This is a genomic window from Gracilimonas sp., from assembly GCF_040218225.1.
Classification (GTDB): Bacteria; Bacteroidota; Rhodothermia; order Balneolales; family Balneolaceae; genus Gracilimonas.
In genome coordinates, this window is sequence record NZ_JAVJQO010000006.1 from 570,068 (window position 1) to 588,117 (window position 18,050).

13 protein-coding genes are annotated in these 18,050 nt (G+C 42.0%); 2 read left to right on the top strand and 11 right to left on the bottom strand.

Features of this window, described 5'->3' with window-relative positions; all coding sequences use genetic code 11:
- Positions 1 to 62: 62 nt before the first annotated feature.
- From RIB15_RS09790 to RIB15_RS09835, 10 genes are all read right to left on the bottom strand, one after another.
- Positions 63 to 1,427, bottom strand: a complete 1,365-nt coding sequence (locus RIB15_RS09790) for a RagB/SusD family nutrient uptake outer membrane protein (RefSeq protein WP_350201964.1) — start codon at positions 1,425 to 1,427, stop codon at positions 63 to 65.
- A gap of 42 nt (positions 1,428 to 1,469) precedes the next feature.
- A complete protein-coding gene (locus tag RIB15_RS09795; RefSeq protein WP_350201965.1) occupies positions 1,470 to 4,508 on the bottom strand; it encodes a SusC/RagA family TonB-linked outer membrane protein in 3,039 nt (1,012 codons plus the stop codon).
- Positions 4,509 to 4,707: 199 nt separating this feature from the next.
- Complete coding sequence (locus tag RIB15_RS09800; protein WP_350201966.1) at positions 4,708 to 5,583, bottom strand: alpha/beta hydrolase family protein; 876 nt, start codon at positions 5,581 to 5,583, stop codon at positions 4,708 to 4,710.
- 11 nt (positions 5,584 to 5,594) lie between these two features.
- Positions 5,595 to 6,437 carry a pseudouridine synthase gene (locus RIB15_RS09805; RefSeq protein ID WP_350201967.1) on the bottom strand — a complete coding sequence of 281 codons (843 nt, stop codon included), beginning with the start codon at positions 6,435 to 6,437 and terminating at the stop codon, positions 5,595 to 5,597.
- Positions 6,434 to 7,231 (bottom strand): SMC-Scp complex subunit ScpB, encoded by a 798-nt coding sequence (gene scpB, locus RIB15_RS09810; RefSeq protein WP_350201968.1) that lies wholly within the window; start codon positions 7,229 to 7,231, stop codon positions 6,434 to 6,436. The genes RIB15_RS09805 and scpB overlap by 4 nt, the downstream gene beginning before the upstream one ends.
- Positions 7,232 to 7,333: 102 nt before the next feature.
- On the bottom strand, positions 7,334 to 8,290 hold the full coding sequence (locus RIB15_RS09815; RefSeq protein WP_350201969.1) for a succinylglutamate desuccinylase/aspartoacylase family protein: 957 nt from the start codon (positions 8,288 to 8,290) through the stop codon (positions 7,334 to 7,336).
- 7 nt (positions 8,291 to 8,297) lie between these two features.
- The gene (locus RIB15_RS09820) at positions 8,298 to 10,241 is read right to left on the bottom strand and encodes a CBS domain-containing protein (protein WP_350201970.1); all 1,944 of its coding nucleotides are present in this window, start codon (positions 10,239 to 10,241) and stop codon (positions 8,298 to 8,300) included.
- A gap of 85 nt (positions 10,242 to 10,326) precedes the next feature.
- Positions 10,327 to 12,762, bottom strand: a complete 2,436-nt coding sequence (gene priA, locus RIB15_RS09825; protein ID WP_350201971.1) for a replication restart helicase PriA — start codon at positions 12,760 to 12,762, stop codon at positions 10,327 to 10,329.
- Between the two features lie 292 nt (positions 12,763 to 13,054).
- On the bottom strand, positions 13,055 to 13,420 hold the full coding sequence (locus RIB15_RS09830) for a four helix bundle protein (protein WP_350201972.1): 366 nt from the start codon (positions 13,418 to 13,420) through the stop codon (positions 13,055 to 13,057).
- 47 nt (positions 13,421 to 13,467) lie between these two features.
- A complete protein-coding gene (locus tag RIB15_RS09835; RefSeq protein ID WP_350201973.1) occupies positions 13,468 to 15,009 on the bottom strand; it encodes a YifB family Mg chelatase-like AAA ATPase in 1,542 nt (513 codons plus the stop codon).
- Between the two features lie 91 nt (positions 15,010 to 15,100).
- Between RIB15_RS09835 and RIB15_RS09840 the strand changes: the two genes are divergently transcribed.
- Entirely contained in the window at positions 15,101 to 15,550 is a 450-nt protein-coding gene (locus RIB15_RS09840; protein ID WP_350201974.1) for a DUF4342 domain-containing protein, read from the top strand.
- 65 nt (positions 15,551 to 15,615) lie between these two features.
- On the opposite strand, the gene trxB is transcribed toward RIB15_RS09840, so the two are convergent.
- Positions 15,616 to 16,593 carry a thioredoxin-disulfide reductase gene (trxB, locus tag RIB15_RS09845; protein WP_350201976.1) on the bottom strand — a complete coding sequence of 326 codons (978 nt, stop codon included), beginning with the start codon at positions 16,591 to 16,593 and terminating at the stop codon, positions 15,616 to 15,618.
- Positions 16,594 to 16,885: 292 nt separating this feature from the next.
- Here trxB and RIB15_RS09850 point away from each other — a divergent pair, with 292 nt between their 5' ends.
- A complete protein-coding gene (locus RIB15_RS09850; RefSeq protein WP_350201977.1) occupies positions 16,886 to 18,004 on the top strand; it encodes a Re/Si-specific NAD(P)(+) transhydrogenase subunit alpha in 1,119 nt (372 codons plus the stop codon).
- Positions 18,005 to 18,050 lie beyond the last annotated feature (46 nt).

The window sequence follows — 18,050 nt, forward strand, 5'->3', positions numbered from 1 at the left end:
ATTGATCTAAAAAAAAAGCGCCGTTTTGCTAACGGCGCTTTCAGTATAAATGACTGTACTTTTTATTGCTCGTAATAGTCGTTTTGATCCAGACTTGTATTTACATCTATTTCACGTTGTGGAATAGGATAAGTAATCTGCCCGGAATCGTAAGAGATATCTCCTACATCTTGCTGAGTTCTTTTCAGGTCATGCAGAAGCTGACCTTCAAACATCAGTTCAAGCTTACGCTCAAGCAGAATGTCATCAAGATCAAATTCGGTTGGAAGTGTGTATAATGGAAGGTTAACCCGGCCTCGAACTTCATTAAGATCAGCCATTGGAGCAGCTCCAACATAGGGAGCACCTTCACGGAAATTACCTTCTGCACGTGTCAGGTACATTTCGGCCAACCGAACGACACCAATGTTACCAAATTGATTCGACCATTTCCCGGTTCGGGTATCACTATCATAAAACAGGTTAAGTCGGTCATCACCAGCTTCATAAAGGCTGATATGTGGGGGGCGAACCAAAATATCACCACGCCCACCATTCGCAGATGATGCATAAAACAGGTTCATTGAGTTTGCACCATCCTGTTCACTAACCTGAATGGAGAACACGTCTTCCGTGCTGTTCGATGTACGGTTGAAAGCATCCGCATAATTTGTTGTAAGGGTATAATTACCAGAACTAATCACACGGTCAGCAGCCTCTCGGGCTAAATCATAGTTGCCCATTTGTAAATGAACACGAGACAAGATAGCCGCAGCTACAGGGGCAGAAGCATAAACTCCATTTGTAGGAGGCAGTAAGCTTTCAGCATTCTGTAAATCAGTTAGCACCCGCTGATAACCAGCTTGAACGGTTTCCCTGGGAATTTCACTTTCTTCGTTTATCTCATCCGTTGGTGTAGTTACCAGGGGCACCCCCAGATTTGTACCAACATTACCTGCACTATATGGCAAGCCATACAGTTTGAGTAGGTTGAAGTAGATAATACCACGGATAAACAGCGCTTCTCCTTCCACGCGATCTCTGATATCTTCATCTACCACATCAAGTGCTGAAAGTACATTATTGGTTAGGTTGATGGCATTATAAGCAGCCGACCAAGTAGCTGAAACCTGTCCATTTTCAACCTGGATATCTTTTCTCCAGATTTGCTCTGGTTCTTCAAACGTTCCGGTCCATTGTACTTCGTTATTTAAATTATTGTCTGCAAGAAGGTCTGGTTCAAACAGGATTTCTCCTCCAAACAGATCATCATCAGATAGAGCATTATAGGCTCCTATAAGAACAGCCTCAACGTTATCAGATGTATTGAGCGCTACCTCTGCGTCAATAGATTGCTTGGGATTAATGTCCAGCAATCCATCGCAACCTGCGGCAAAAAACACCGTCAGTACAAGCGTGTATAGAATTTTACTTTTTATGTTTTTCATAATAGGAAATATTAAATCGGTTATAGATTCTTTGGCTTTCATTTAAAACCCTAAGTTGATACCAACTTCAAATGTTCTGGGCTGAGGTGCGGCATAAAAATCCGTCCCTAATGTAATGTTACTTGCCGTGAAGTCAGTATTCACTTCAGGATCCCATCCATCGTAATCGGTAAATGTCAACAGATTTAAACCGGTGAAGTACAATCGTGCTTTTCTGAGTGAAAGACGATCCATTAAACTTTGCGGAAGGGTGTATCCAAGTGTCAGTGTCTTCAAACGAAGGTAACTGCCATCGCTTAAATATCTTGAAGATTCACCGGTTCCATTTCCACCGAGTAGTCGGGCCTGAGGCACATCGGTAATATCACCGGGCTGTTGCCACCTGTCCATTTGGTCTACGGTTTGATTATCAAAGAAATCAGCGTTGGCAGACTGGAACGTTCCTCCACCATTATAAATATCATTTCCATATACATACTGGAAGAAGATATTCAGATCAAATCCTTTGTAATTGAAGGTATTACCAATTCCACCCTGAAAATCAGGATTGGGATCACCTATAACCACGCGGTTAGCAGCATTGAAACTGTTAGTAGTGCCCGCACTGTAGTCTTTACCATCAGGGCTATGAACGTAATACAGCGCATCACCATTATCAGGATCTACACCTGCATATTCACGAGCAAAAAACACCCCTATCGGTTCGCCTTCAACAGCTTGACTCACAAATGATCCTTCAATTACCTGTCCGTCAAGATTGGTAATTTTGTTCTCATTAGCTCCAAAATTGAAGGTTGTTGACCAGCTAAAGTCACCAACAAAGTTTCGGGTCGTAACTACAAACTCAAAACCATTGTTCTCTAGAGAACCAACATTTCTGGTTTGAGTTGTAAAGCCTGTGGTTGCCGGCACATTTACACTCAGCAGTAAGTCTTCTGTATTTTTTGAGTAGTAGTCAATTTCGGCAGTAACACGATCAGAGAACAGACCAAGATCAACACCAACATTAAACTGTTTGGTTGTTTCCCATTTAAGATCCGGATTAGGTGACTGTGTGGGCGCCAAACCTGAAGCTCCACCATAAGCACCGGCTCCAAAAAGTCCACGAGATGGGAAGTTTCCAATTTCAGCATTCCCGGTAAAACCATAACTGGCCCGGAATTTCAGGAAACTTATTTGATCTACATCTTCAAGGAAATCTTCGTTAGATAAAATCCAGCCAGCAGATGCTGCGGGGAAGAATCCGTACCGATTGTTTTCTCCAAATCGGGAAGATCCATCAACAGTACCGCTTATGTTCAGCAGATACGTATCATCAAAACTATAGTTTGCCCGTGCAAAGTAGCTGGTAAAACTATAGGAAGTATTTGTTGCATCACCCGCATCAATAGTTGCAGCACTAGCTACCTGACGGAAAAGATCATTCGGAAAATCAATTCCACTAACATAAACCTGGTCAGTTTCAACCTGTTGGGTTGAAAGACCTGCTGTAATGTCAATGGATTGCTCTTCAGTTAAATCTTTAATGTAGTTTGCATACGCCTGAGACGTAATGTTCACTACCCGAACATATCGGTTATCAGCCGTTCCTCGTGTTGCACCTGTAAACTGGCTAACAGAACTACCATACCATCGTTCTTCATTCTGATCCAGAACATCTGCTCCGAATTCTCCTCGTAAAATCAAATTATCAATAGGCTCATAATTGATAAAAGCATTACCTAAAGCGCGAAATACCGTAGTCTCAAATGATGCTCCATCTCTGAAAAGCAAGCCATTATCGTATACAGTTTCTCTTGAAGGCTCTCCCTCGTCATTAAATGGACGCTGAACAGGTGGCAGTGCCACTAACTGAATAGGAGTTGAGAAGGCATTATCTGTAGAAAGGCGATTGTTAACAGACTTTACAACATTCAAATTTGTTCCAATTTGAACTTTGTCGTTAGCAGTGTGATCTAGGTTCAGGCGACCACTAATTCTGTCAAAAGTATTATCAATTATAATTCCTTCCTGACCACTATACTGACCACTTACACGAAAACGGGTTTTATCATCCCCGCCACTTGCACTCAGGTCAAACTTATGAGAGGTGTTATCCTGGAAAGCGAGTTCCTGCCAGTCCGTGTCATAACCCTGATCCCATCCAGGAATGAAGGTATCAAAAAGTTCATCGCGGGTAAATCCAAAAAGGGTCCCGTTAATTGTACCATCAGTAGATGAATTTGCAAAAGCTTCATTAAACAATTCTAAATACTGATCTGCATTTAACCAGTCTTTTTTTCCGGAAGGCTGGCTGGTGCTTATTGAATAATTTGCATCAAACTGAGTAGCGCCAGATTGACCGGATTTGGTGGTAATCAATACAACACCATTAGATCCTCGGGATCCATAAATGGCTGCAGCTGAAGCATCTTTCAGAATATCAATCGATTCAATATCGTTAGGGTTGATATCTGCAAGGGGATTCGTAGCCGCTGCATTAATTGAGAGATTTGCTGTTGTAACAGGAATTCCATCAATAACATATAACGGCTGATTACTGGCAGAAACAGAAGCAGAACCACGTACACGTACCTGGATTCCCTGCCCTAGCTTACCATTGTTCGTTTGAATGAACACCCCAGCGGCTTTACCCTGTACGGCTTGTTCCAAACTATTAACCGGAACTCCTTCAATATCGGAAGCCGAAACACTGGAAATGTTTCCGGTTACTTTTTCTTTAATCTGCGATCCAAATCCCACGACTACAACTTCATCCAGAAGCTGCGTATCTGTGGCTAATTCAATATTAATTTCTGATCGGCCATTAATGGGAACTGCTTGCTGGATAAATCCAACACCAGAAAATACTAATGTACCATTTTCGAATTGATCGCTATTAAGATTTATCTCGTATTCACCTTCCAAATTTGTAGCAACACCTGTATTAGTGCCTTGCAAAAGGACGGTAATACCTGGTAATGTCTGACCATCTTCAGCTGAGGTGACAATACCCGAAACTGTTTGGGCGTGTATATACCCAGTGGTTGCGAAAAGTAACAGTACCAGTATACTGCTTAGTAGTCGTAGCTTTTTCATCATATGCGAATTTTGATTTATTGTTTCTATTGGAACAATCTAATTTCCACCCCTTACAATAAATCAAATTTTAACGAAATGAAACAAATTATATTAACAGGAAGCGCTTTTAATTAATTTTTTTGGGCTTAACACACTTTATAATTTAATAAAAGCACTATTAATCCTGTTTAGCATAACTAATTTATTGTTTAATGCTAAGCTACTTTAAAAACTCCACAAACCAACCTTCCGTCCATTCCAGTACTTCGGCAAATGGTTTTGGAAAATCCTGATCTTCAAAAGGATGTGCTGCACCATAGGTATGTGTACCATTAGCGACCAATCGAAGCTCCTTATCTCTGGCCTCACAGGCAATATGAAGTTTTTCAGAATTAGTGTACGGCACCGATTCATCATCTCTTCCATGGATAAATAAGGTAGGTATCCGTAAGTCTTTGACTCGCTCTATCGCAATAACCCGATCAGCATTATCAATAGAATCTTTGTAAACCACTTCTCCGACTTTCATTTTCTGGCCGGTGCGGCTGTTTTCGATTTCAGTATATCCCTGCTCTTCCCAGTCTTTTTTCATGTCATCAGTCCAGCGTTCCCGGTAGTCTGCTACTGCCGACCAGGTTACTAAACATTGTACCGGGTCATATTCTACAGCCGCAGCAATAGCTGTATGTCCTCCACGGGAATGTCCCAGCAAACCAATTACATCAGTATTCAGATTGGAGTGATTATCTGAAATCTCTCCCTTCTGAAGAGCATCAATCACAGTTCCAATATCATCCAGGTCCTGAGAAAAAGTCTCCCGCTCAAATAAGTCCATTTCGGTAAACTCAGTCTTATCATCCCCGATTCCGTTCAACGAAAAATTCATAGCAACTACACCATACCCTGCTCTCGACAGTTCTTCACAAACATCCGGAAAAGGCCCCCAATCTTTGAAACCTTTAAATCCGTGCAGGAAAATGATAACCGGAAAACTCAGCCCGTTTCTTGAAATAGGTGAATATAAATCATAACGAATAGGCAATCCTTCTTTAGATTTTACCTGTCCTGATGAAATCGAAATACTGCTAATCTCCATGAAATATGTGTTTATTTACCTTTATTAAAGTCTAACGTCTCAAGCTTAACCAATTTCCGCAGGTTATTAATTTCATTTTGGCGAAGAAATCTCCATCTCCCCATTGGAACATCTTTTAAGGTAAGTCCTGCATACTCAACACGTTTTAATTTGGTTACCTCGGTTCCATGAAATTCTACCATCCGACGGATCAATCTGTTCCGCCCCTCAAAAACGGACATTTCAAATGCATGCGGATCGTCTACAAACTGGGTGATATTGTACCCTTTAGCGATTCCGTCTTCCAGCTCCACACCCTCTAAATATTGTTCAAGCTGACTTTCAGAAAGGGGTCGTTCAGTCGTTACCAAATAGGTTTTCCGAACTTCATAACTTGGATGCATCAGCCTGTGAGCCAAATCACCATCATTTGTCAACACCAGCAACCCGGTCGTATTTCTATCCAATCGGCCTACCGGATATACACGGTATCCAGTCGCATCTTCAATTTGATCCATGACGGTGGTGCGGTCTCTGTCATCATCTGTGGTCGTAATCACATCACTTGATTTGTGCAATAACAAATACACAAATGGTTCCAGGCTCAGGTTCTGTCCATCAACTACTACTGTATCTTTTCGGCGAACCTTAGTACCCAGCTCTGTGGTAACCTGTCCATTTACCTGAACTTTGCCAGCCGATATATACTCGTCCGCATCACGGCGCGAACAAAACCCAGCATGAGCTATAAATTTATTCAGCCTGATCTTCTCGTCTTTGGAGTAATTCTGATCGACGGTAGCTGCTTTTTTTGAATCTGCTTTATTCTTTGGTCGTCTCTTTCCTGATTGATTACCGCTTTTTTTATTGCTCATTCTTCTTCGTCCGTTTCTCCTTCCTCATTTTCATTTATGGGCTGAACCTGATCTTCTTCAGCCTCTTGATTCTCTTCTGATTCTCTGGCTGCTTTCTTTTCCTGATATTCAGACAACAACTCATCTGCTACGTCCTCTTTTGTTACTTCTTCATCATCCTCATCCATTTCTTCCATCATCAGCTGACGCTCCATTAACAACTGACGGTGCTCCTCCATGTCATCATCTTTAAGGATTTCATCAATCTCACGTGGTTTCGGCAGCTCATCCACTGAATTAATCCCAAAGTGACGCAGGAAGTGTTTTGTCGTTCGATATAAAAGTGGTTTTCCGGGACTATCAGCACGGCCGGAAACTTCGATCAGTGCCTTTTCCATCAGCTGACGCAATATATATCCGGAGTCAACACCTCTAATTTGGTCTACTTCCGGCTTTGTTATCGGCTGGCGATAGGCCACAATGGCCAACGACTCAATTGCTGATTGTGATAACTTTCGATAGGCATTTTCGTGCTGAAAAATACTCAGCCAGTAGTGGTATTTTTTCTCTGTCACGAAAGTGTACCCACCACCTAAAGCCTGAATGCGAAAGCTGAGTCCATTTTCATCATAGCGTTCATTCAACTTGTCGACAAAGTCAGATACGGTTTCTTCAGTAATCTCTATCTGCTCTTCATTCTCAACAATGATTTCCCGGATTTTTGACCCGGGGATAGGTTCCTCACTGGCAAAGATCAGCGCTTCAATTACTGACGAAAGCCGGGTCCCGTCAATAAATTCGTAATCATTTTTCATTTAAAAATTATTCAATTCAGGCTAAGAATTAACAAGGCACAAACTTACACAAAGTGTAGCCCATCAGACAAAATTTAATTTATAATTCTGAATGCAAATATTTCACTCGCTTTCTTCAACAATAAAGAATCCATCTTCACCCTGTTTCTGATAGAGCGGCATCAACACATAACCATCCCTTTGCGCCAGAATCTTACCGTGGCGGTCGTTAGCCAGCCATTGTCCCTTTTTGACTTTATCGAAGTTTTTGAAGCCAGGTCGCATCTTGAAGTTATCTTCCGGCTCTATGATGTGCTTGTACAAAAACTCTACTTTATGGGGAAGAGATTGTGTCTGCTTATTCAAGTAGTCATAGTAGCGAGTAAAATCTTCAATATTAGAAGCAGAAATACACCCTGCGGCTACTAACAAACACAAAATCCCTGCCGAGGCATTATCTTCTGCATTCTCACTAAAATGTTGTCCCGTTTCAAAGGCGAAGCCAATATTGCCGGTATTCTGAATGTATTTGAGAGCCGTTCCATGCAGGGCTTTTTCGATACCAAAAATAAGGGGTACCCTGAGCTGAGCCAACAGTTCAATATTCTCTTCATCCCTTGTAGAGATTACAAATAATCCACTTTCAGCTGAAAAGCTATGAAGATCTACAAACACTACAGGTTGTGTATTCTCCTCGTCAAATATGATTGGGTCTATAATCTCCAGCAGCTTTTTGGTTTCCCGGCGTTCTGCCGTTTTCAACTCTTCAATGGGGGTGCGCCGAATCTTATCAAGAATAGAGGTAAACCAAATCCGGTTCATATCTTCATCTATAAACCTCTTCTTTTTCTGGAGAGCTTCAATATTTCCGATCAAACCTAAAAAACGGCCCCTGAAACTTTCTTTTTTTGATTCCAGCTTTTCAATTACATGCCGGATAGCCTCAATTCCGGTAGGCTCATTCCCGTGTATACCAGCAAGGGCTATTACAGTGGGCCCTTGCTGTGCTCCTTTCAAATCTCCTATAATCCGATCTGAATACTCCACCTGAGGTATTTTTACTTCCTCTTTAATCTCCACTTTATCGTTAGTCTTTTTCGTTATCTTTGTTTTTATCGTTTGCCAAAACCTGAAGCAATCGCCTTGTAATATTCATGAAGTTGTCTTCCGTAATCACCCCTACCAACCGACTGTTTTTAACAACCGGAAGGCATCCGATTTTTTGGTCCTGCATAATTTCCATGGCTTCCATAATAGAGGCTTCCGGATGAATGGTCACCGGATTTTGTTCCATGATATCATCTACTGTTTGATTGATTGAAGCTTCTTCATCTTCATTCACCACTTTCGTGTACTCACGTAACACTTTCCTCATGGTTATAAGTCCAACCAGATGCTTATGATCATCCTCTACAGGCACATATCTGATACGTCTCCAATCCAATAAATTGGCTACAAACTCCAGGATATCATCTTTTCTCACTGTAAATAAATCTGTAGTCATAAACTCTTCTACCATCAATTTTGATGGCTTCCAATGCTCCATGTCTTCAATTTTTGCCAGTCCCCATTTATGTGCTGGTTCACCTTTTTTCTGATTCTTGATCATGGCATTGGTAATAGCTGAAAGCGTTTGCTCACGATTTCCTTTTTTGATAAGGTTTCCGTATGACTTCACCACCCAATATGACCCTGTCTGAGCAGAATCTACCCGATCACCAATTACACCTAAATAGGTATCAATATCAGATTTATTAATATCTGCTTTTTGAAGGCCGTGCTTAGCAATCGGTATCAATTCCTCTTTAATCAAATCAACCGCTGTGATCTTGCGATCACCGGTCCACACAAACTTGGTATCCAATCCAAGCTTTGAGGCGGCAAAGAAATTCATCCGGGCATCATCAAAGTCTAATTCCTGAGTTATATCCGCATATTCATCTTCAAACCCGTTCAACAAACCAAGCCAAAATGCAGCATTCGCCACCTCATCAACTACGGTTGGTCCAGATGGGAAAATCCTGTTTTCAATTCTTAGGTGTGGTTTCCCATTTCCAACTCCATAACATGGACGATTCCATCTGTAAACAGAAGAATTATGCACATTCAGCGCCATTAGTTTTGGAGCTTTTCCTTCTTTCATTAGCTGCTCCACTTCCTCTTCAACTTCAGCGCTCAGCATAACCCGATAGCGGGAAATATCTTCTTTATAGATATCCAGAATACTGTCTTCCAGCCATTGATTCCCAAACGTTACCCGCGGACTGGAATCCCGAAGATGCTCTCCAACCTGCCGGGTATCAATAGATTGGTGGAAAAGAGCTACACGGGTTTCAGCCCATAGCCTCTTCCCAAACAAAACCGGTGAGTTTACCGCACATGCTAAAACCGGAGCCGTTACCGCCTGCGCGATATTGTATCGGTTTACAAATTCGTCAGGCTTGACTTGCAAATGCACCTGAAAACCTGTGTTACAGGCTTCCAAAAGCGGCGAATCAAATCTCATTAGCAGCTCGTCCATTCCCTGAATGCGAAGCTCAAACTCTTTTCCTCTTAACCTGTTTATGGCTTCACAAAGAGCTTCATACCGTTGCAGTGGCGTCAGGTTTTTGATATCTACATCCATTTTCCGGATGGTCGGCAGGATACCTGTCAACAAAATATCGCCACCCATTTCCCGAACGGTTTCCCGAACGTGTTCAACATCTTTATGAAGGTTATGCTCCATCTGTGAAAGACTGTTGCCGGTAAACTCCAATGGCTCCATGTTGATTTCCAGGTTGAATCGGGCAAACTCTGTTGTGTAATTACCTTCCCCAAGTGCCTCTAATACCTCCATTGACCTGGGAAATACTTTTCCATGGGGATCAACCATACATAGTTCTTGCTCGGCTCCTATCCTAATGGTATCGGTCTCAAACCAGTCGTCTTCAAGCATGGTTTTAAGGGCCCGCAAATCGCGGAACACATGCTTCATGAAGTTTTGCACCTGTTCGTTATCGTCTGCAAGCTTAACGCGCTCTTCTCCCATAGTCGGTAAATTAGATGGGTTGAATTTTATTCACCCCTAAATACCGACTTTGTGTACCCTTTTGCAAGTTTTTTGAACCGGCTTTTTATTGGATGGCGTCCACATTTACATTTACCCGTACGTATGAAAATCTGCCTTTTGTTTCGGCTTCATATACATCCATAATTTTTTTAATTACAGCTTCTATATACCCCGCCCCTTTTTCGGGGTCTATTTTCAGAGTCACTTCCCAGATATATTTTTTATTCATCCATGGAATTGCACCTGGTGAAGGGCCTAAAACAGGCAGTTCCGGAATCACTCTGCCTATAGATGAGGTAAGCTGATGTGCAGCCTGACTTACCTCTTGTTCTTTTGTTGATTTAAGCTCAAACCGGATTAAGCGTGAATAAGGCGGATAATACAGTGGTTTTCGAAACTCCATTTCCTGCCTGGCAAAACCACGGTGATCATGCTTTTTGGCAAACTGAATGGCCGGGTTTTCCGGTTGTCTGGATTGTAAAAATACGGTTCCGGCTTTTTCACCTCTTCCGGATCTTCCTGAAACCTGACTGAGTAGCTGATACATTCTCTCTGTAGCCTGAAAAGATGGAAAAGCTAATTCCGTATCTGTATCAATGACACCAACTACGGTTACATTTGGGAAATCAAGTCCCTTTGCGACCAACTGTGTGCCAATGAGTATATCTGCTTTCCCTTCCCCGAACGTATTCAGAATTTGTTCGTGAGCTCCTTTTCGGGAGGTTGAGTCACGGTCAAAGCGAATCGCTTTGGCTTCCGGAAATAAATCCTCAAGTTGCTCTTCAATATTTTGGGTGCCTGACCCTTGCACTTTCAAATTTACAGAACCACATTCTTCACAGTTGGTATCTGCCCGACGAGAGTACCCCGAGTAATGGCATATCAACAGATTCTTTCTTTTGTGATAAGTCAAACTAACGGAACACTCGGGACTTTGAGGAATATGCCCGCAGTCTTCGCATTGCAAGTAACTGGCATACCCACGCCGATTATAGAGCAAAATAATCTGTTCTTTTTTCTTCAGTGCTTCTTCTATTGCCATAAAAAGAGGAACAGCCAATTCACCCCGCATAGCTCCTTTATACTGTTTCAAATCCAGTACTTCTACAGCCGGTAACTTTGCGTGTGCATGACGTTCTTTTAGCTCCAAAAGCTCACATTTTCCTTTGGCAGCCATATTCAATGCCTGCATACTAGGTGTGGCCGAGCCCATTATGACAACGGAATCATTTTTCTTAGCACGAACAATAGCCGTTTCTCGGGCATGGTACCTCGGTGCCGGGTCCATTTGTTTGTAAGAACTGTCGTGTTCTTCATCCAAAATGATAAGCCCAAGATTCTGAACCGGTGCAAAGACAGCCGATCTGGGACCAATGGCAATGTTTTTTTTGCCCGAGTTCAGGTCTTTCCATGCCTGTAGTCGTTCACGGTTTGTCATACGGCTGTGAAGAACGGCGATTTTATTACCAAAAATCCTGTAAAACCGGGATACCGTTTGTGGTGTAAGGGCAATCTCAGGAACCAATACAATTCCACCTTTTCCACTTTCAACTACCTGTTTAAGAGCATGAATATAGACTTCGGTTTTACCACTTCCTGTAATCCCGAAAAGTAAATAGTTCGCAAATTCTTCTTTAGTCAGTGAATCACTGATTTGCACAAAAGCTTTTTGCTGATCCTCGTTCAGTATTTTAATGGATTCTGGTTCATATTCCAGATGATCAATCTCGTTCTTCTTTTCAACTTCCCGATAAGTGATCCAACCTTCATCTCGTAGTTTTTTGAGAGTATAGGATGTTAAAACCGAGTCTTCAGAAATCTCAGATTGACGAATGGGGATTTTATCAGCGATTTGGGCTAAAGCAGAAATCCATTTTAAATCATTGTTAGACTCATCACTTTCTAAAAACTCCTGCACCGATTCTTCGTCTTTTCCTTTGCCCCAAATCCATTCCCGTTCGGTTGCAACCGTTACTTTTAAATCCGGCTCTTCCCAAATCTCAATCACTTTATTTTTTAAAAGCTTTGAGAATACTTTATTCAGGCCTGTACCCTTGTATCTTTTTTTAGCTTCTTTAAGTGTTATATCGGATTGTCGAAGATCTGTAGCAATTTCTTTTTCATCTTCTTCCAACTCTCTTTTGCCCACCGAATCAGAAACTTTAAGATACTTTCGGGAAACGAAATTGAGTCCTGCAGGAAGAGCAGCCTGTATAGTTTCACCCCAGCTGCTGTAATAAAACCTGGATATCCATTCGGTGAGTTGTAAAAGTTCTCCTGATAAAAGCGGCTCTTCATCCAGTATTTTACGAATGGGCTTTGTTTTGAAGGACGGCGTTTGATTGTGAACACCTACAATCACCCCGATGGCATAGTAATTTCTAAATGGAATCCATACACGCTGCCCGGCCTGAACGGTATTCATAAGCTCTTTTGGTACATGATAAGTAAATTGCTTTCGGACTGCTGCCGGTAAAGCTACATCAACAAAAGTGGACAAAATATCAGCGTGATCTTGGGTTAATTAGAAGAGAAAGCTTATCCAATTTCAACGCTTGAATCAACCGATTTATAGAACTAATAATAAATAAATCAGAATAATTAATACCGGTAAACTAAATACCAGTCCGCCTCTCCAATATGCCGTTCTGTTTCTCATAACCGTCTCCTTTCTAAGTATTTACCGCTGATGACGGATTTAGTTTCATCAACTTTAATTTTAAATAAATCATTCTCTCTTTACACCGCATAAACATGTGAACATTCAACAAGGAACATCGAACGTTTAAGTTTCACCTTGTTAGGTTGTTTCTCGCCGTTTGGATGCTTTTTACAAAAATCGAGATGAGTTCGTTGTTCTCTTTTAAGGTTTCGTCCAGAATCAGATCAGCTAATATTCTTCTCTTTTTTAGTATGGATATATTGACCTGAGTCTCTCTAAGCTCCTTTACTGCTATTTTTAATTTGTGAATGAAATCCTTTCTTGATTCTGCACTTTGTGCTTCCCCATGATGAAATGCCGGTGATGTTCCACTTTTTACCAATTGCTTCGCAAAATGAGTCCCCACAACTGTTTTAGGAAGTTGATCAACAATTTCCAATATCATAACTGAAAAATTTATCAGCCTTTCCTGTAAATCATATTTTACCTTTTTCATAAGTAATAGTTTAGTGTACAACATTCGATGTTCCTTGTTCGGTGTTCTTATCCCAACCACCCTTCTCTATCTAAGCTTCGATATTGAATAGCTTCAGCTACATGGTTGGCCTTTATATCTTCAGAGTGATCAAGATCAGCAACCGTCCGGGAGACCTTCAAAATCCGGTCATAAGCGCGGGCGGAAAGCCCCAATGAAGTAATCGCTTTTTTAAGGATAGATGATCCGGCATCATCCAGCTTGCATACTTTTCGAACCGTTCTCGTACTCATCTGCGCATTGCAATAGACTCCTTTCATTCCCATAAACCGCTTGGACTGAATCTTCCTCGCTTCTACCACACGCTCCCGAATGTCCTTGGAAGATTCGCCCTTCGCCTTTCCTGAAAGTTCTTCGTAGCTGACTTTATGCACCTCTATGTGAAGGTCAATCCGGTCTAAAAGCGGGCCACTTATCTTGCTAAGATAGCGCTGCATTTGCATTGAGCTGGTTCCATTCATTTCCTGCGGATCGTACCAATCACCTGATGGAGATGGGTTCATGGAAGCTACCAGCATCACACGGCTAGGGTATGTTACACTCATCCGTGCCCTCGATATTGATACGCTGCCATCTTCCAGCGGCTGACGCATTACCTCCAGAGCACTTCGCTTAAATTCCGGAAGTTCATCCAGAAACAGCACTCCATTATGAGCCATAGATATTTCTCCCGGCATGGGAATGCTCCCGCCACCAACCAAAGCCACATCCGAAACGGTATGATGCGGTGACCGGAATTGTCTTTTGGTAATAAGTGCTTTTCCGGATTCCAATATTCCAGATACTGAATGAATCTTCGTTGTTTCAAGAGCTTCCTCTAAAGTAAGCGGAGGTAAGATTGTTGGAATGCGGCGAGCCATCATGGTTTTACCTGAGCCGGGTGGCCCAACCATAATCACATTATGGCCGCCGGCTGCGGCAATTTCTAGCGCACGTTTTACATTTTCCTGTCCGCGTACATCGCTAAAGTCCAAAGGATTGTGTTTTCCATTTTGATGAAAATACTCCTGCACATTACTTCTGAGTGGATCAATATTTCCCCGGTTCTCCAGCCAGTCTTTAACCTGATTCATATGCTCAAATGGAAATACTTCGATGCCTTCTACTACAGCTGCTTCTCCTCCATTCTCTTTTGGTACAACCAAATATTTAAAACCCTTTCTTGCCGCTTCCACTGCAACTGGAAGCACTCCTTTTACCGGTCGAATCTGTCCATCAAGCGCCAGCTCACCCAGCATCACGGTATCATCTAACTTGTCGGTGTGAATTTGCCCCGACATATTCAGAATTCCGATCGCCAGAGGAAGATCAAAACCATTTCCTTCTTTGGGCAAATCGGCAGGAGCCAGATTTGCAGTAATTCTACCCAGCGGATAGTAGGAACCGGTGTTTCGGATGGCTGCCTCAACCCGATCCCGGGATTCTTTAACAGCCCGGTCGGGTAATCCAACTAAAAAGAATTTCACCATTCCATTCGTGTGATGCGTTTCTACATCGATGATCTTGGCATCTACCCCGACCGTAGATGCGCAATAAACTCTTGAAAGCATGTTTTGTACCTGAATCTTTTTTATTGTGTTTACGTAGTTAGAGCGGTGAGAATCCAATTCCTTACAAAAAAATTCATAAATCACACATATCATGAAAAAAGAAGAAGCGAAAGAGAAGGCTAAAACGATCTACCAGGAAATCCAGGGCGGCGTTAATGAAGTGATCAAACAGATCAGAAACTTAATCAAAGAAGGAAGCGCCAGAAAACTGATTATCAAGGACAAAGAAGGGGAGATTAAATTTCAGACCCAGCTGGCTTTTGGAGTGAGTGGAGCAGCTTTGATTGGTGCGATGGCTCCCGTGATTTCAGCTATTGGAATGTTTGCCATGTTTATCAACGACTACCAGATTATTGTAGAAAGAGAGGTTACTGATGACGACGAATACTCAGTTGATGCTGAATTCATTGATATAAAAGATGAAGACGAGCAGGAAGAGGAAGAAGCCAAAACCAAATCTAAGTCAAAGTCTAAGAATGAAGACTCTGATTCTGAAGAAGAGGAAAAGGAAGAAAAAACGGTTGGTAAGAAAAAGAAGTGATATAGTGATTAGGTGATATGGTGAATTTTATCAATCCTCACCGTATCACTATATCATCAATCCCCTTACTTCCAGTGTGATTCAGCGATGGCTTCTTCGCTTTCCAGCTCACCTAAATAACGTTCGGCATCAAGAGCAGCTTTACATCCGGTTCCAGCAGCTGTCACTGCCTGTCGGTAAACGGCATCCATAGCATCGCCACAGGCAAATAAACCGGGAAGGTCAGTCTCAGTAGATTGGCCTTTTGTTTTGATGTAGCCCACGTCGTCCATTTCAACAACTCCTTTAAACAAATCTGTATTTGGCTTGTGCCCAATAGCTACAAAAACTCCGGTTACATCATCTAATTCTGTTACTTCTCCAGTGTTACTATTCTTGATTTTCACACCATCCACAACTTTGTCGCCAAGTACTTCAATCAGTTCGCTGTCCCACATAAATTCAATTTTATCATTATTGAATGCACGGGTCTGCATTGCTTTGGAGGCTCGGAGTTCATCCCGACGATGAACAACGGTTACTTTGCTGGCAAACTTGGTAAGGAAAGTTGCCTCTTCCATGGCTGTATCACCACCACCAACTACAACTACATGCTGATCGCGAAAGAAAGCTCCGTCACAAGTTGCACACGCTGAAACACCTTTTCCTCTCAGTTTCTGCTCGCTTTCCAGGTGTAGCCATTTTGCAGAAGCTCCAGTCGAAGCGATAATTGCATTGGCAAAAAGTTCGGTTTTTTCATCTACGGTAATTTTGTAAGGACGCTTACTGAAATCGATATCAGACACAAAACCATACCTGCAGTCGGCCCCAAAACGGGTGGCCTGCTCGCGGAAATCCTGCATCATCTTTGGCCCCATTACACCTTCCGGATAACCAGGGAAATTTTCAACATCTGTGGTCGTCATAAGTTGACCACCAGGTTCAGGACCTTCAAAAACCAAAGGGCTTAAATCAGCACGTGCCGCATACAGGGCAGCTGTTAATCCTGCAGGCCCACTTCCTACAATTACTACGTCAAATGTTTTTCCAGCAATATCTTCCATATTTCAAATCTTTTATTAATTCGACTTCAATAATAAGGTTTTGATAACAAAATAGTCTGTCTAATTCTCTATCAAATTCATAGAACAAGCTTATGTTATCATGATAAATGTTCAACGTTCATACCAAATGTACAGATGCTTTTAATCCAGTATTTCTTACACACCTGGCGGATACGTGCTCTTACATGATAACATCATTCATAAATCCATTTAAAAAAGCGCTCCCAACAATATTTGTGATATTCACCGATTTCATTATGTTATTCAAAATGTTTTAACGGAGGATAAAAAAGTGATTGTTGGAGTTTTAAAGGAAACGGCAGAACATGAACGACGGGTTGCACTTACGCCTGAAGTCACCGATCAACTGGTTAAACAAGATTTAGAAGTTTGGGTAGAGAAAGATGCCGGACTTTCATCTAATTTCCTGAATAAGCATTATGAAGAGTCTGGAGCTAAAGTAGCATCCAGCCGTGAGGAGGTTCTTTCAAATGCCGATGTTCTTTTAACTATTCAAACTCCTTCCGATGAAGAACTTAAGAAACTTAAAAAGGGAGCGATCTTAGTTTGCTTTCTTTGGGCCCTTCAACACCCTGAATTAGTCGAAACACTCAAAGAACTTGGAATTTCCTCTTTAGGGATGGATGCTGTCCCACGTATATCCCGGGCACAAAACATGGATGCCTTATCTTCAATGAGTTCCATTGCCGGCTATAAGTCTGCCTTAATTGCTGCCAATGAGCTGGATAAGTATCTGCCCATGATGATGACTGCCGCAGGAACCATCCCCCCCTCCAAGGCTCTGGTTTTAGGTGCCGGAGTGGCCGGACTTCAGGCTATAGCTACCAGCAAACGGTTGGGTGCTGTAGTAGAAGCTTTTGATATCCGACCGGAGGTCAAAGAACAAGTCGAAAGTTTAGGAGCTAAATTTGTTGAAGTTGAACTTGGAGATGAAGACACCCAGACTGAAGGTGGTTATGCCAAAGAGCTTGATAAAAGCAAGCAAGACCTACAGCGGGAAGCCATTCACAAACATGCCAGAAAATCTGATATCATTATTACAACTGCACTGATTCCTGGCCGACCCGCACCACTTCTTGTAACCGAACAAATGGTGAAAGACATGGCTCCAGGTTCTGTAATTGTTGATTTGGCTGCAGAAAATGGAGGTAACTGTGAATTGACTGAAGCTGGAAAAACAGTCATTAAACATGATGTTAAAATAGTTGGACCGATAAACCTGCCAAGTCAGCTTTCCCATCATGCCAGTAAGCTCTACTCCAAGAATATGTATGCACTGCTTAATCTTCTCATTAAAGAGGGCCAGGCAAACTTCGATTTTGAAGACGAAATTCTACTTAAAACTACGATTACCCATCAGGGTAAAACCGTAAGTCCTATGTTGAAATAAACATCGAACAAAGAACACCGGACTTCGAAGTTGGATGTTCGACATT

What these genes read in the sequence shown, in the direction of transcription:
- RIB15_RS09790 (WP_350201964.1), bottom strand. Translation starts at nt 1,427, where the DNA reads ATGAAAAACATAAAAAGTAAAATTCTATACACGCTTGTACTGACGGTG.
- RIB15_RS09795 (WP_350201965.1), bottom strand. Translation starts at nt 4,508, where the DNA reads ATGATGAAAAAGCTACGACTACTAAGCAGTATACTGGTACTGTTACTT.
- RIB15_RS09800 (WP_350201966.1), bottom strand. Translation starts at nt 5,583, where the DNA reads ATGGAGATTAGCAGTATTTCGATTTCATCAGGACAGGTAAAATCTAAA.
- RIB15_RS09805 (WP_350201967.1), bottom strand. Translation starts at nt 6,437, where the DNA reads ATGAGCAATAAAAAAAGCGGTAATCAATCAGGAAAGAGACGACCAAAG.
- scpB (WP_350201968.1), bottom strand. Translation starts at nt 7,231, where the DNA reads ATGAAAAATGATTACGAATTTATTGACGGGACCCGGCTTTCGTCAGTA.
- RIB15_RS09820 (WP_350201970.1), bottom strand. Translation starts at nt 10,241, where the DNA reads ATGGGAGAAGAGCGCGTTAAGCTTGCAGACGATAACGAACAGGTGCAA.
- RIB15_RS09830 (WP_350201972.1), bottom strand. Translation starts at nt 13,420, where the DNA reads ATGAAAAAGGTAAAATATGATTTACAGGAAAGGCTGATAAATTTTTCA.
- RIB15_RS09835 (WP_350201973.1), bottom strand. Translation starts at nt 15,009, where the DNA reads ATGCTTTCAAGAGTTTATTGCGCATCTACGGTCGGGGTAGATGCCAAG.
- RIB15_RS09840 (WP_350201974.1), top strand. Translation starts at nt 15,101, where the DNA reads ATGAAAAAAGAAGAAGCGAAAGAGAAGGCTAAAACGATCTACCAGGAA.
- trxB (WP_350201976.1), bottom strand. Translation starts at nt 16,593, where the DNA reads ATGGAAGATATTGCTGGAAAAACATTTGACGTAGTAATTGTAGGAAGT.